Raw genomic sequence first — 15,525 nt, forward strand, 5'->3', positions numbered from 1 at the left:
TTATGCTTCCTCAAGCCCTTTTCTTAAGGCTCTGTCATAGGCATGGGTATAGACTTCATAGAACAGCTTTTCAAAACCTTGCTGGCGAGAAGATGACAGCTCTTTATAGTAGTTGGTGTACATTTCCCATGCCCAAGCATCGTTTGTCGAAGAGTTATCTGAAGCACGGCGATAGTGCGCGAAACGATTTAAAAGGTGTTCAGGAGAGAAAGCAGCCAACATCGTTGCAAGTGCCGTCGAAATAGCTTCTTGGTTTGCTCGATAATGCAACTGAATGTTATGCAAACTTTCTGCTACCGCTGAAGGGGCTGATAAATGAACGGGACTACGTTCGTCCGTAAACATCAACTTCATTGTTTCTTCATAACTGCTGTTTAAACGCAATGGGTTATCTTCAATTGGTCTAAGTTGCTTATCTTGCAGGCTTTCTTGCTGTTGCTGTAATGCCAATAAACCTTCGATGGCGGAGCGAATAGTCTTCCCTAGCTCCACTAGAAAATCGTTCGCTTGTTGTGAAGTTTGTAAATTTAAATGAATACCAAGCCCTTGCATTAAAGGGTTTACAGCCACATGCTCAATGTCTGTGATAGTGTCATCAAGTGTTGGTGTGATTTTTGGTAAATCCATAAATTCCTGAACCATGGTATTCCCTTGATTATCTGAAAATGGGGAGGTGACTGAGTGCGTTAAGTGTGCTTCATTCATTAATAATGGGTCTGAAGCTTGCTTATTTTTCTGAGAAATTAAGCTAAGACTCTCATTTTCTAAGGCTTGAAGCGGATCATACGTTAGGGACCCTTGAACGGTCGGAGCAAGCTCATACTCCTCTTGCTCATAAGATTGAGTCGGTGTGGTATTAAATAGAGAATCTAATGGATTACTATCGCTAGAAACCAGTGATTGAGGGGTGACAGCCATTAAGTCTTCTGCTGGTTGTCCAGTAAGATTCACATTAACAGACAATTTAAGCTGACCAATTTTGATCTGGTCACCATGAGCAAGCCGTACCGCATCAAGATGAAGAGGTACAATCGCATTATTGACATAAACTGATTCTGTATTGGTCTTAATGCAAAAGTGCTTATCCTTCCAAAGAATAGTGCATTGCACTGGTGCCACGGAATTTTGGTTATCTTGAATCTGCCACTGGCACTGTGCGCTACTGCCTATTTGCCCGCCATCTTGTGAAAATGTCATACTCGAAACATAACCGCTTTCGAGTAATTCACTATTAATCAGGCGAAATGAAATTGTCGGTAAATACTTATCCATGCGATTTATTCCAGTACAGTAATGGTGACATTAGGTTGTTTCTCAGGTTTACCTAAAAAGCTTTGCCACCCTAATTGATTGTGTTGTTTCTGGCCTAAACGGATCCCTTCAGCTTGTTTTTCAGCAATATTGAGCCGTAAGTCCCATGCCAACTGCTCATGGAAGATGTAAGAGACAAAAGCGACAAGAGGTAAAAAATTAGCTCCATTAGGCAGAAAGGACATATAACGCTCGAGTGATAATTCACTGATTTCGACGGTACATTTGCCATTACAATCATAGATATGCCCGCCCAAACTAAAGTTATCGCCCAATAACATACGGGGCTGCGATTTCTTCCCAGCCTGATGAGAAATCACACCTAACCGATTTTGTTGATTTTCAGGAATAGGTACTTTACGAGTTTCCCAACCGATAACTTCAACGTGTTCGAGATCGAAACAGTGGGCAATTAAACTACTGATAACATCGGGAGAACGGCTTGGACTCGCTAAAAGCCCAGCGTAGGCCAACATCTTACTGTGATTGATATGAACTCTTTCTCTGTTGACTTCATTCCCTAAGCCAACCAACGAAAACATATAGCGAGAAAATGAATCAACTCCCTCATTTTCAAAGCAAATGTAGTAACGGTATTTACGCCAAATACGATGTAAAAGCGTGACTAAACGGTGATTAAAAAGGTTCAAATAATCTGTCACGCTAGGTTGTTGTTGGGCATCTTCCCAAGCAAAATCATCCAGATAATAGCTCGGTAACGGAGACTGACTACCGTGTAACCCCAAGAAGGAGACTTCAAGCTCAAACTGCCCGTTTTGATTCTTTTTGACCGAGATGACATCTCTCGTAGGAAAAGCAATATTTGCACAGGACTTAAAACGAATTATTTCATCCGTTGTTTCCTGCGTGGTTGTGCTTTTACCTTGTAACTTATTAAGTAGTTCAACAAGTTGATAAAAACTATATTCAGTAACAGAATTGCCAGCTTCATCTAGCCAGCGCGCTATCACTTCAGTATTTGCTGATTGATTTGTGCTGGCCACCGGTAGGTTTCCTTATTATCAATATTGATTACTTCCAGCTCATGAAACATATTCACGCTGGTATACAAAGCAAAAAATTGAGCAATAACTGTACAAAACAAGTACAAGCTACCCTCACTTAAAAAAGCACTTTGACGAACCGTTAATGTCGTTTTTAATCCTCTTACTGGTAACCCACGATAAAGATGCTCAATATGCTCTGTGTTTAAGCTAATGAGAGAATCTAAGCACTGCTGAGATTGCCTTGCTGTTTGACGATTAAAAACAGACGGTAAATCATAGAGTTGAAGAATCTGCTTCAACGAGGTTAGATTCAAAAGTGATTGATAATTTAACGAAAGATTCGTTAATTCAGACCAATACAATGTTTGACCCAACAATGGGTATAATGGCGCTGTTGGCTTAAACAAGTTTGTGGCAGATAAAGCACCTTCCGGTCGATAGGCTTTATCAAGTGAAATCGAATGGGTTGAAAGCCTTGAAGCAACATTCCTATTTGTGCAATTTAATGACACAGAAACGGTTTCTTCACAGTTTTGTAGTTTCGTTTCATTGTCACGCACAAAGGAGAGCGTATGCCGATAGCCTAGCGCCTCTCTCATCTGATTGATTTTTAGCCTGTAATAGCCATGATTTTTATCTTTCAGGTTATGGCTTTGGTGATGAAAGCTTTCAAATGCGGTGTAATTGACGGCATAAGGAGAGGCATTTTGTGGATACCTTAACCCTTGTACTTGGTTAATCGAAAAAATGTCATAACAAAGTGGTGTTCGGTAACTGGCGCTCAAGATGTAGTCATCATTTTTACCTGTAAGGTCAATAGCTTCACTGTCAATAGTGAACAAATTGGCAATAGGTACACAATTCAGTTTGATGCTGTCATCTCGGATCACCACCGCGTCAGGGCTCTCCGTTTCAAACACAATCTCTAATGTGAAGGAATCTGTATTCAGTGCTAAAGGTAGGTCTTCAAGGCCTTTAATATCCATAAACATAAAGGCTTCAGGAAAACAGAAGTACTCTTGCAAGATACGATACCCATCGTAGCTATTTTTTGGGTACGGCAATAAAGCATCTTCTTTTTTGAAACCCACTGGCAATGCTGCAAAATTATCTAAAGGCAACCGATGATGTTCGGTGACAAGCGTCACTTGCTTAATGCGATGGCTCAACAAATAAAATAATTGATGTGTCGTATAGGTTGCACCATTCAAATGGATACGCAACTTATCTAAGCCAATTTCTGCTAATACGCGGGGTTTATCGAGTTTGAAGTCAATCTCAATGGACTTGGTTCGTTGGCGTACATGTGAAATTTTTGCAGGTAATAACCAAAGGTCTCTGCATTGGCTAAATCGGCATTGGTGCAGGCTATCTGCATTTGGGGTTTCGCCTTGAACATACAAGGGCTTAGCTACAAAAGGTTGGCCCGCGGCTATTTTGCTTGCATAGCTGAGTGTCTGAGCATCTGTTTGATACTCAACAATAGTCATGCTGGGAAAAGGACGAGCATAAGCAGGCCACAGCATATTGACTAGGCTGCTCGTTAATTCAGAGAATTGCCTATCAAGCTGTTCACGAAGATTTCCTGAAAGATAGGCTAACCCATCCATCAAGCGTGCACCATCAGGATCCTGAATCTTATTGGATAATAAATCAACAAGATGAGGCTTTTCTATCGCTATATGACTGGCAAGCTCTTTTAAGTACTCTTGTTCATTCGCAAAATACGGGTTTGAAGACATATTAGAATTGTTTCAACTGATATCGCCGGTTGTTATCGAGCTGCATATTAAATTCAATGAGCTGCCGCTGGCTGTCGAGATCGATAAAAGCGGTGATGCTGAACTGGAGCAACAAGGAATCTGCATCATTTTCGATAAATGTCACTCGGACATTACTGATCCGAGGTTCGAAGTCTTGAATGCAGGTTGTAATAGAATGTTCTAGGCTCCGCCTAAAATCTGTTGCTGCTTGTGTTGCATCATTTAAATCAGGTACTCCTAGGCTAGCCGAACTTTGACAAGCATCTGGTCGACTGTTTAGGATTTGATTTAAATTGTTCTTAATTGATCTCACTAAGGCATCCATTCGAGCATGATGGGAAGAGCCGGAGCTCTTCCCTTGGATGCGTTCAAATAAGCTGGCAGTCTCTGAAGAATCCCAGTTATAGTTAGCAGCCATTGCCTTACTCTTTGTCTAGGCGACCAACAAGTGACAATTCAAAGTTAGCACCCATGTATTTGAAATGAGGGCGGACTTGAATCGCAACTTGATACCAACCTGGATCCCCTTCGACATCGAGAACTTGGATCTGTGCTGAACGTAATGGACGTTTGCTACGTACATCAGCCGGTGGGTTTTCCTGATCAGCAATGTATTGCTTCAACCAAATGTTCAGTTCACGTTCCAAATCTTGACGTTCTTTCCATGAACCGATTTGTTCACGCTGTAGCACTTTAATGTAGTGTGCTAAGCGGTTGATAATGAACATGTAAGGAAGCTGAGTTCCCAATTTATAATTGGTTTCGGCAATTTTACCTTCATGAGTATTTGGGAAAGTTTTAGGTTTCTGAACTGAGTTCGCAGAGAAAAACGCGGCATTGTCGCTGCCTTTACGCATCGTCAATGTAATAAAGCCTTCTTCTGCCAATTCAAATTCACGGCGATCAGTAACTAAAACCTCAGTTGGAATTTTAGCTTGTAATTCGCCCATTGCTTCAAACACGTGTACAGGAAGATCGCTAACTGTACCACCACTTTGTGGGCCAATAATATTTGGGCACCAGCGGTACTTAGCAAAACTGTCATTGATACAGCTTGCTAATAAAAATGCCGTATTTCCCCAAAGGTAATGGTCATGATCCTGCTTAACATTTTCAGTATAGTTAAACAACTTAACCGGGTTTTCTGTTGGTGAATATGGCAGACGCAGCAAGAAGCGAGGTGCTGTTAAACCAAGATAACGGGAATCTTCTGCTTCACGCAATGAACGCCACTTAGTATGTGCAGGGCCTTCAAAGACAGACTTAATATCTTTGATCGCAGGTAATTCTGCATAGCTGTTAATACCAAAGAAATTAGGTGAAACGGAAGAAAGGAATGGTGCATGCGCCATAGCGCCTACAGCACTCACATACTGCATTAATTTCAAATCAGGTGTGGTGTTATTGAAAGCATAGTTACCGACTACAGCAGCTACTGGCTCACCACCAAACTGGCCATAACCGGATGAGTAAACATGCTGATAGAAGCCTGATTGTACGATTTAAGGAGAGAATTCAAAATCTTCCAATAACTCTTCTTTCGTTGCATGAAGAATATTAATTTTGATGTTTTCTCTAAAATCGGTGCGGTCAACTAACAGTTTCAGTGAACGCCATGAAGACTCAAGCTCTTGGAACTTTGGTGCATGAAGAATTTGGTCAACTTGTGTACTCAGCTTGTTATCTAACTCAACAAGCATTTTATCAATCAATAGCTTATTGATTTGCTCTTCTTCATTTTGGCTAGCAAAAAGATTGCTAATAAATGCAGCAACACCTTGTTTGGCAATACCATAAGCTTCTGACTCAGGAGACATACGAGATTGAGCCATAATCTCATCTAACAATGAAACATTGGATGAGGAAACTTGTTGTTCCTGCGTTTCGCTATTTAATGACATGAAATAATCCTCTATAAACATTATTTTTGGCTAGCAATATCAAGTTCTTTCAGCAACTGTTCGCGAGTCTCTTCATTATCTAGAAGCTCTTGCAGACGTTTTCTAAAAGCAGGAATATTGCCAAGAGGACCTTTCAAAGCGACTAATGCCTCTCTAAGTTCAAGTAATTTTTTCAATTCTGGAACTTGGCGAGCAACATTGTCGGGAGAAAAATCTTGAAGGGATTTAATATCTAAATTCACATTAAGATCAGAATCACTTTTCTCATCAAGTGTATTTTCCACATTGATATTTAAGCTTATTCCAGCACTTTCCATGACTGAATTAAAGTTATTCTGGTTAATGGAAATAGCTTTACGCTCTTCAATCGGAGTTTCCTCCGTTCGACCAATCATGTCTCCCACGATTAGCATATTAAGCGGCAATTCTATTTCAGATTTAGCTCCACCATCATTAGGTGTATATTTGATATTAATCCTTTCTTTTGGTGCAACACTACCGAGATCTTTTTTACTCATTATAAGTTAAGCTCCCTTATTAGCTTAAAATCTTAAACCTGCTTACATGATTAAAAATTGCTCAAAATTATAATGAATAATAAATTCAGAGCATAGAAGTCCTAACGAGTACAGAATACCCATTAAGAGAGTTAACTTGTCCCGGTGGTCAAAAATATAGGTGTATAATTATTTATACTGATTATTTTGGCTTTTATCGGGATATAATATATAAATTTTGTTTATGGTCAATAGCAAAACTCACCTTAAGGAAAATGTTTTTTGCAATCATATGTTACAGAGCAGAAAAAAAAGCATAAAAGTCAATTAATTAACTAACTCTCCTTAACGTTAAAAAAAGATAAAACAGGCGTAATTTAATAAAAAATTAATTTTTTTTAGAACATTGGTTAATGACTATATAATAGTAAAACATTATAACTTTTTACGAGTTAACAAGGAAAAAATCATTATTTAACAAGCAATTAATGTTGAGGTACGTATTTAATAATAAAAAAATAAAAATAGCGATATCCAGCATTAACTTATTCTCAACATTCAAATATGCTGAGTAAATATAATTTGCTCATAAAAACAAAATAATAATCTAGATTAAACTTATTTTAAACAAAACGATAAAAAAATTAAAAATAAGAAAAATCCAATTAAGAACCATATTATTAATAATAAATAAGACTAATCTCAGAAATAAACAGCGATAAATAGTTAACCCTGTTTATAGTTGATTTGATTAATTTCTACAATATAAAACAAAATTTTTTATAAGGTTAACAAAATATTTAACCAAAATAATAAAAAAAATAATTAACCGCAGTTAGAGTATAATCTCAACAGCTAAATTTTATAACGTGATAAGTGACTAGGCTTAGTCAAGAGTGAGGTGTTTATAAGTATAAATAGCGTTGATTAGATAATTTTCTTGTCGTTCTTATTAACAGCCTATTAAAACCTAAAATAAATAATTTATATATATAATTATTCCATGAATTAGTCACTATTACCTATAAACAATAGTTTTTTAATTTGCCCTTTGAGAAGGTAACGCTGACCTATATTTTAGGTGCAGTACGATTTTATATTCAAAAAAAACGAGCACCATAAAGTGCTCGATTGATATTTAGTTTAATTAATGGAGTACTACACCTCTATCTCAACTTGCCAGTCACGTCCTTCCCAGCCCTTAGCATCAAACCTACGCGTAAATTGTAGTGTTTTTCCTGCCAATGCGCTGACATCTAACGCAACACCATATAACCCTAAACCGAGAGGTTGGCTACTCTGCTCCTTGATATCCTGCCAATTGTCATAACCATAATGCAAAACAAATGGCTCTTGTGCTTCAATCCATAACTGGCGATTGGCGGGTATCGCACCACAAGATAAATTATCACGCCAATGACGTGCGCGTGGTGCTGGAGGTTTATTGCCATAACGCTCACTCACCGATTTTAGTTGCTCAATAGGCACACCCGTCTTTTGCACATAGATTAACTTGATAAGCTCCGCATGAGCCCAAATCAGTGGCATCGCACTACCGCTTGGCCTACCCGTTAATAGCCCCCTCTCAGGTATACTCTCCTTATCCCAAATTTGCTCCGGCAACATACCACCTGTACTTGCTGAAGCCAAAATGGCATTTAAATAAGGCTTAATATCCTCTTTACGGGCGGCGGCATAGTGCCCTCTCTCCCCACTGAGCAACGGCCAAAGACGACCTACACCACTACCATCAAAAGCACGCCCATCCTCATGCTCGCCATATCCATCCTCGTTATAACGATAATAATATGGCCCCGCGGGTAAATTGACACACAGTTGCTCATCAACAAGTTTAGTCGTCTCTTCAATCCGCTTATCTGATGCCTTACGTAAACCTAAGCGAACAAGATAGAGATATTCCATCCCTAATAACGCACGCGTATTGATGGTTTCATTGTTCCGGTTGCGCAACATCACCTCACCAAAACGTGCAGAATGGCAATTTGGATTCAAGCGGATGTAATGCCCTGAGATACCAAGCTCTTTATCTAACTCCGTGTTAGCCACATACACCCATGATTCTAGCCGCTCATTCCAATCATCCGCTAAGTCAAGCGCATACTGCTTATCTCCATCCTCAAGGAAGCCCGCTTTGGCGCCAGCCACCAATGCTGCTATCGAAACCGACAGCGTAAATGGGTTGATCCCTGAATTCTCCTCCCAGCGGTCTTGTGGGCTGGCTGGGCCATATTGCGCAATAAAGGCTAACGCTTTGCGCGCCATGCGGATTGCCGCACCTTGCATTTCCCCCAGTAAGCCCTGTTCATGCAATTTCGCTGCAAATAAAACAGGCAATGCCACTTCATCTAATTGGATCCCCTGCCAATAAGGCCGACCATCGGTGAAATTGTTTTGCATCCAATGACCATCTGGCTGTTGAATAGCAATCAAGTAAGCCAGTAAAGCTCGAACCTCAGTGATCAAACCACACGCCAACATGGCAAAACCGACTTCAACGGAGTCACGAGGCCAAACAAGGTGATATCCTCCCGGATCCTTATGAGTATCTCCCCATGGCGTACTTAAACTTGCCACCAGCGAGCCGGGGAATGTTCTACCTTCATGGGTTTTCAAGACCACAACCGAAGTGCGAACAGCATCCGATAACGTTTTAGGCAGCTTATCTAACCCAGGGAAATTCACCGTTTCATTCCATGCCGCCCACAAATAAGCATACTGGCGCCTTGCTTCTTGGTAGCCCTCTGCTAGGGCGCTATTAGCTAAGGTTGCAGCACCTTGCGCACTGGCAGAAAATGCTAACGCCAATACGCCTGAGTTATGATTTAACTCGCCTATCATCGCGATATTACCTGGCCCAGCCTGCTGGTATTCCCAACTCATACCACCGTTTTGACTAAAATCCTGCCAACCATCTGAGCTACCAACATACCCCACACTGCCTCTTGCAAAGCCATTTTCAGCAGACAAGATCAGATATTGCCCGTTCTTCTTAGCCGCTAGCCCTTGAGGCGTCACCGAACCATAATTATTGTCACCATCGCCGCCGAGATGTGGTGCTAATAGCGGATATAATCGCAGCCCTTCACCTTCAAGATGATAATGGATCAGCAAGACATCGCGCGCAGGATCAGTGATAATCTCTAATTCAAGGCGATAACGCTCATGTTGATGCACGATTTTTGGCAGTGGTAAGGAGGATGACGGCGTAGTGATACTGTATTGGTGGACACGCTTTACCTCTGACCAAAAGTCATCCCCAGCAATAATAAAACCTAAATCACGAATTTGTGGTGTACTGCAAGAAGGCCAATACACCTCATTTAAGATGCCATAACCTACGGTAAACCATACTCGTCCTTGACCGATTGCCGTTCCCACCATGTCTTTTGCACTACTTGTCCACGTCGCAGTGCTTCCCGGGGCGCCCGGGGCTTGCTGTGCTATCATTCGCGACCCTCCTGTTCAAACAGTGAACGCCATTGATGACCGGGGCGCATGATCCGAGATTGCGTATCTGGCCCTTCCGTTCCCGCCTTATACAGGTCAGGCATTCCCTTCTGCCACGCTTTTAGCGCAGGGTCGATGACCCGCCATGCCCATTCGACTTCATCAAAGCGGAGGAAATGCGCACGCTCACCATGCAGTGCATCAATTAAAAGTTGCTCGTAAGCCGAAACTTCATACTGCCCCGGTAAGGTATAAGGCGCGCTGAGCACGATGCCATGCGTATTTAAATTCATCCCTGGCAACTTCGCCGTCATATGCATATCCATCCCCATCGTTGGGGATAATCTAAAGACGAGCCAATTATTATCGACCTGAATATCCCCCGGTAATGCACCGGCCGGAGCTTTAAATTGCACAGCGATTTCAGCGTAATTATTGGCTAACCGTTTACCACTTCGTAAATAGAAAGGCACACCTTTCCAGCGCCAGTTATCTATCTCTATTCGCAATGCGGCAAACGTTTCTGTGTTGGTATCGACAGGGATACCTGGCTCGTTGCAGTAATCCGTCGCAGTTTCGCCATTCACTTGCCCTGCACAATACTGCCCACGAACGGCCCAGTCATTGGCATCCATATCATCTGTTGGTCGAATGGATTTCAACACTTCCACTTTATGATCACGTAGAATCTCACCATCCCAGCGCCCTAATGGCTCAATTGCCGTTAATGTCAGCAATTGCATAAGATGGTTTTGCAGCATGTCACGCATCGCACCAGAGTGGTCGTAATAGACAGCTCGGTTTTCTACACCTAATGTTTCTGCATAAGTAATTTGCACCTGCTCAATATGCTCAGCATTCCAAACCGGGGCGAGGACGCGGTTAGCAAAACGGAAAATCATCAAGTTTTGTGTTGCCTCTTTTCCTAAGAAATGATCAATACGGTAAACTTGTGATTCATCCCAATAAGCATGTACTTGCCCGCGCAATACCTCTGCCGATTCAAGATCAGTACCAAACGGTTTTTCAATTAAAATACGTCGCCAATTATCACCACTTTCTTTAGATAGCCCCGCTTCGCCTATCGCCTGCGCCGCTTGCCCAAATAAAGTCGGTGGTAAGGCTAAATAAAAGAGTGCAGATGGCGTTAGTTTACTTTCCAACGCCTTCAAATCATTCGCTTCTAATGAGCCACTGACGAAATCCAAATGTTCGCTAAACGCTTTCCATTCTGTTTCATTAAAATCAGTAATAAACTCCGCCAATGCATCATGGATATGTTGCAAAAACGAGTCATGATCCCATTTATCAATCGAATACCCGATAATGTTCAAATCAGGGATCAGTCCTAATCGATGTAAACGAAATAGAGAAGGCATCAATAGACGTTTAGTTAAATCGCCGCTTGCCCCCAAGATCACCAAAGAGAAACGACTCATTTCGCCCCTCCTTGATCCTCAGTTTTTTCTTTATGGCCACCAAAAGCATGGCGCATGGCAGACTGAACTCGGTCTGCAAACAGGTCATTGCCACGAGAGGTGAAACGTGAGTAAAGTGCACTCGTTAATACTGGTGCCGGCACGCCGAGGTCGATCGCCGCCGTCGAGGTCCAGCGGCCTTCCCCAGAATCTGAAACACGACCTGCATAATTTTCCAGATCAGGGGATTGATGCATCTCTTGTGCGATCAGGTCGAGTAACCACGATCCCACCACACTCCCACGACGCCATAATTCACTGATCTCACCAACAGGCAATTGATATTGATAATACTCTGGATGTTCAAGTGGTGCGGTTTCTGCATCTGCTGCCACTGGGTGCAACCCTTGATCCGCATGTTTTAGAATATTCAGCCCTTCCGCATAAGCCGCCATTAAGCCGTATTCGATGCCATTATGGACCATCTTCACAAAATGGCCTGCTCCACTTGGCCCACAGTGCAGATATCCTTGCTCTGCTGGTGAAGGTTCACCATGGTTACCTTCCGTACGTGGCGCTGCATCGACTCCGGGTGCTAATGCACGAAAAACAGGTTCTAAATATTGATAATGCTCTTTTGGACCGCCAATCATCTGACAATAACCACGCTCTTCACCCCATACGCCACCGCTGACCCCCACATCCATATAGTTAATTCCATCGGCTTTCAGTGCATTGGCGCGGCGAATATCTTCTGTAAAGTGGGAGTTACCGCCATCGATCAGCGTGTCACCCTTCTCCAATAAGGGTTTGAGCTGGGCAATCACGGTATCTACGACCGCTGCGGGCAACATTAACCAAATATGCCGTGGTGCTTTCATGTTCTTCACTAATTCTTCCAATGAATGGTTGAAGATAACACTGTCAGGTAGCTGCTGGCGGATAGCCGAATTTTGGTCATAAACAACGCACGAGATGCCTGCTTGTTGGATGCGACGAACCATTGCTGCACCCATTCTGCCAAGCCCTATAAAACCGAGTTGAAGTTGATTGTTAGATGATTGATTCATAAGTTATTTCCCCAAATTCTGATTCCACCAAGAAAAGCTTTGTCATTATCTCCACGCCGTACATGTTCCGGTAACGTCGTAAACTGATGCACATTCCCGCCACCGATAACAATGTAGTCCGGCATAAATGCTTGATAAAAGAGGTCTACTACCGTCAGTACACTCTGCCGCCACACGGCATCACCTTCGGATTCACGATAATGTTCACTGACATAGTATTCATAGTCGTGTTCAAGGTATGGCAGGTGCGCGACTTCCATTGGCTGTAGCTGCTGATTAACAATCAATGCGCTTCCCAATCCAGTTCCAAGCCCTAAAAACAACATACTGCCACCTTCATAGCTACCGACGGCTTGCATTGCGGCATCATTAATTAGGCGAATAGGGCAAGGGAACGCATCGGCTAAATCAAAGTTGACCCAACCACTGGCTAAATTAACGGGTTCCTTAAGGATGCGATTTCCAGAGATAGGAGATGGAAAGCCAATACTGACGCCATCGAACAGAGAGGTATCAACGCATTGATTCACATCATGAATAAATTGTTCTGGTGTCATGGTGTGCCCAGAAACGAATTCAATGGCAGGGGTGTTGGGGGCGGTATATAGCTTGACATGAGTACCACCAACATCAATGACTAAAATTCGCTTTGTTGTGGGAACATCCGAAATTGTAATGACACAAGATGTTTTACTCGTTAAAGACATAGAAAGTTTTCTCCGCTTTGCCAACGTTGGCAATGGGTGTTGTATTACAGGAAACCCCCGAGCTTAAGTCGATAAATGATAACGCGACCTAAGCGAACAACTTTCTTCCTTCTGGTGTTGAAATAACTGCAACGAAATAGGTATTAGTCAATAATCGATAACAAGGTTGAATTTTATTTTTTGTTGATAAAAAAAGTATACCTATAAATAGTTTTAATAAAAGTAAAAACGCCTTTAATTAAATAAAACTTAATTGGTATTTAATTTTTATTGTCATTAAATGATGAGTTTGCGTTTTATTTTACAATATTGAATCAATACCGATGGTATTTAAATAATCATATAAATACTATCGATTTGCGCTCTTTGTTTTTTATTTTTCATCATCTATGATGATTAAGAAATAGGGATATTTTTCTATATCCATATTAGAACCTTTTATGAAAAACTCATCCAATGATCGTTAAATATTAAGGTGAAATTATGAAAAAATATTTTATTGTCGGCATTATTGCAGCTTCATTAACGAGCCTTTCAGCAATGGCTGAAGATAAAAAAAACGATACTAAGCCTTTAGCAGAGTGGACGTGTGAAGAGTTTTTAGCTATCGATGATAATTTTTACCCAACGGCTGTCGGCTTTGGTGAGCTATTAACTAAAAAAGATAAAGTTGAAGATGCAGTTTTAGATGTTGATGGTATCCAAACACTCACACCGGTTGTGATTGATGCCTGTAAAAAAGACACGAAGGCTAACTTTGTTGAACAAGTAAAAAACGCTAAAAAATAAGCCAACTAATATCGTTGCGTAGCTTATGGCTACGCAACTTATCGAGATACTCACGTCACTTTTTGAGTATGACGAATTGCCGATAGCGTCATTATCAACGCAAATAGTACACAGAGTGCCGCAATAAAATAGATCCCTCGATATCCCAAATAAACCACCGCCATACCCGCTAACGGCCCAGTAATACCATAGGCGATATCTTGGAAAGCGGAATAACCACCTAATGCGGTTCCACGCATTTGAGGCGCCACAGTTTTAACCACTTCCGTTCCCACGGCAGGGTAAACTAATGAACACCCCGCCCCCGTCAAGGCTGCACCTAAGAGTGCAACCCCATACACTGGCGCCGCCCATAATATGAGCAACCCTACAAACTCTACGGCAAGAGAGACTACTGCGACGCGATAACCATTCATTTTATCTGGCAGCCCGCCCCAAAGCACCCGCACTAATACAAAAGTACAGCCGAAAGCACTGAGGGCAAGTCCAGCGTTTCCCCACTGTTCAGAAACAAAATACAGGGAAATAAAAGTACCAATTGCCGCAAAACCAATACCTTTTAGCGCCAATATGATACCCATTTTCCAAATTTTGCGGATCACTGACCAGAAAGGAAGCCATTTGCCATGTAAAGGCGCCACCGCAGGTACCGTGCCATTAATCAGCAAAGAGATGCAGGGCAACAACATAACCATCGCACTCACCGCGACAAAACCGTAATGTTGGTAGATAACAAGCCCGAGCGGCGCGCCAACCGCTAGCGACCCATAAATCGCCATACCATTCCATGACATGACTTTGCCCGCTTGTGTCGCCCCAACCAGCCGCATACCCCATGTCAAATTACCTGTTAACAGCTGGCTTTCCCCTAAACCAAGAACCAAACGTCCTACCATCAATAATAGAATTTGGTACAAAGGTGCGAGAGGTAATAATACCGCGAGCAAACAGAAGCCCCCTGATATTCCACAGGCACACATCCCTTGCAACGTGGTTCTTTTAGCGCCTTTTTGGTCAGCTAAGCGGCCTGCATAGCCTCGAGTCAACACCGTCGCCAGAAACTGAATACCAACGACCACCCCGACCCATACATCGCTAAAGCCTAATTCTTGATGGACAAATAGGGGTATTACCGTTAATGGCAATCCAACGGTCATATACGAAAAAAACATGGCAGCAGAGATTCGAAATAATGGCATTGATGAGTGTGATGCTGATACTGACATAATTGGAGGATGCCCATATTCACAGAATAGCTTTTATTTGCTGACATTAGGTGAGCGAATTAACAATGTCAATTAAGTTAATTTTGAAATTTCTATTTTGTAATCAAGTTGACACTTTATTAATGAACTATTTGATAAATATTATTTTTCTAATATAACCCGCCTTAACCAGATTTATTTTATGGCTATATTCTATTTCTCAATTGTAACGTCTAAATAGCGTAGAAGTTGCAGCTTGTTGATCATTTTACTTCATCCCTGTTAACCGCTCATTTTTATCATTTAATTAGCAAATCACTTATTTATTTTTCATCTATTTCGGTGATACTATTTGTATTCAATATGATTATTACTCTCATTTACATTTG

The 15,525-nt window shown here is 41.7% G+C and carries 11 protein-coding genes and 1 pseudogene; 1 reads left to right on the forward strand and 11 read right to left on the reverse strand.

Annotation, left to right across the window (positions count from 1 at the left end):
* The 10 genes and pseudogenes from tagH to PR675_RS14950 form a co-directional block, all read right to left on the reverse strand.
* Positions 1–1,272 carry a type VI secretion system-associated FHA domain protein TagH gene (gene tagH, locus PR675_RS14905; RefSeq protein ID WP_004926309.1) on the reverse strand — a complete coding sequence of 424 codons (1,272 nt, stop codon included), beginning with the start codon at positions 1,270–1,272 and terminating at the stop codon, positions 1–3.
* 5 nt (positions 1,273–1,277) lie between these two features.
* Entirely contained in the window at positions 1,278–2,315 is a 1,038-nt protein-coding gene (gene tssG / locus PR675_RS14910) for a type VI secretion system baseplate subunit TssG (RefSeq protein ID WP_040132661.1), read from the reverse strand.
* Complete coding sequence (gene tssF, locus PR675_RS14915; RefSeq protein WP_272582780.1) at positions 2,279–4,060, reverse strand: type VI secretion system baseplate subunit TssF; 1,782 nt, start codon at positions 4,058–4,060, stop codon at positions 2,279–2,281. Before tssF ends, tssG begins: the two co-directional genes overlap by 37 nt.
* A gap of 1 nt (position 4,061) precedes the next feature.
* Entirely contained in the window at positions 4,062–4,499 is a 438-nt protein-coding gene (gene tssE / locus PR675_RS14920; protein ID WP_060561537.1) for a type VI secretion system baseplate subunit TssE, read from the reverse strand.
* 4 nt (positions 4,500–4,503) lie between these two features.
* Positions 4,504–5,982, reverse strand: a pseudogene (gene tssC, locus PR675_RS14925) (type VI secretion system contractile sheath large subunit).
* A gap of 20 nt (positions 5,983–6,002) precedes the next feature.
* Entirely contained in the window at positions 6,003–6,500 is a 498-nt protein-coding gene (gene tssB, locus PR675_RS14930) for a type VI secretion system contractile sheath small subunit (RefSeq protein ID WP_004926301.1), read from the reverse strand.
* Between the two features lie 1,137 nt (positions 6,501–7,637).
* Positions 7,638–9,947, reverse strand: a complete 2,310-nt coding sequence (locus PR675_RS14935) for a glycoside hydrolase family 15 protein (protein ID WP_060561536.1) — start codon at positions 9,945–9,947, stop codon at positions 7,638–7,640.
* On the reverse strand, positions 9,944–11,386 hold the full coding sequence (zwf, locus tag PR675_RS14940) for a glucose-6-phosphate dehydrogenase (RefSeq protein WP_004926295.1): 1,443 nt from the start codon (positions 11,384–11,386) through the stop codon (positions 9,944–9,946). Before zwf ends, PR675_RS14935 begins: the two co-directional genes overlap by 4 nt.
* Complete coding sequence (gene gnd, locus PR675_RS14945; protein WP_004926293.1) at positions 11,383–12,435, reverse strand: phosphogluconate dehydrogenase (NAD(+)-dependent, decarboxylating); 1,053 nt, start codon at positions 12,433–12,435, stop codon at positions 11,383–11,385. The genes zwf and gnd overlap by 4 nt, the downstream gene beginning before the upstream one ends.
* Entirely contained in the window at positions 12,432–13,142 is a 711-nt protein-coding gene (locus PR675_RS14950) for an ROK family protein (protein ID WP_004926291.1), read from the reverse strand. The genes gnd and PR675_RS14950 overlap by 4 nt, the downstream gene beginning before the upstream one ends.
* A gap of 483 nt (positions 13,143–13,625) precedes the next feature.
* Between PR675_RS14950 and hdeA the strand changes: the two genes are divergently transcribed.
* Entirely contained in the window at positions 13,626–13,931 is a 306-nt protein-coding gene (gene hdeA, locus PR675_RS14955) for an acid-activated periplasmic chaperone HdeA (protein WP_004926290.1), read from the forward strand.
* Between the two features lie 50 nt (positions 13,932–13,981).
* Here hdeA and PR675_RS14960 read toward each other — a convergent pair whose 3' ends face one another.
* A complete protein-coding gene (locus tag PR675_RS14960) occupies positions 13,982–15,157 on the reverse strand; it encodes an MFS transporter (RefSeq protein WP_036942320.1) in 1,176 nt (391 codons plus the stop codon).
* Positions 15,158–15,525: the final 368 nt, after the last annotated feature.

The sequence above is a fragment of the Providencia sp. PROV261 genome, assembly GCF_028477945.1.
Lineage (GTDB): Bacteria > Pseudomonadota > Gammaproteobacteria > Enterobacterales > Enterobacteriaceae > Providencia > Providencia stuartii.

Excerpts from the sequence above, each read along its gene's own strand:
- tagH (WP_004926309.1), bottom strand. The coding sequence starts at position 1,272 with ATGGATAAGTATTTACCGACAATTTCATTTCGCCTGATTAATAGTGAA.
- tssF (WP_272582780.1), bottom strand. The coding sequence starts at position 4,060 with ATGTCTTCAAACCCGTATTTTGCGAATGAACAAGAGTACTTAAAAGAG.
- tssE (WP_060561537.1), bottom strand. The coding sequence starts at position 4,499 with ATGGCTGCTAACTATAACTGGGATTCTTCAGAGACTGCCAGCTTATTT.
- tssB (WP_004926301.1), bottom strand. The coding sequence starts at position 6,500 with ATGAGTAAAAAAGATCTCGGTAGTGTTGCACCAAAAGAAAGGATTAAT.
- PR675_RS14935 (WP_060561536.1), bottom strand. The coding sequence starts at position 9,947 with ATGATAGCACAGCAAGCCCCGGGCGCCCCGGGAAGCACTGCGACGTGG.
- zwf (WP_004926295.1), bottom strand. The coding sequence starts at position 11,386 with ATGAGTCGTTTCTCTTTGGTGATCTTGGGGGCAAGCGGCGATTTAACT.
- gnd (WP_004926293.1), bottom strand. The coding sequence starts at position 12,435 with ATGAATCAATCATCTAACAATCAACTTCAACTCGGTTTTATAGGGCTT.
- PR675_RS14950 (WP_004926291.1), bottom strand. The coding sequence starts at position 13,142 with ATGTCTTTAACGAGTAAAACATCTTGTGTCATTACAATTTCGGATGTT.
- hdeA (WP_004926290.1), top strand. The coding sequence starts at position 13,626 with ATGAAAAAATATTTTATTGTCGGCATTATTGCAGCTTCATTAACGAGC.
- PR675_RS14960 (WP_036942320.1), bottom strand. The coding sequence starts at position 15,157 with ATGTCAGTATCAGCATCACACTCATCAATGCCATTATTTCGAATCTCT.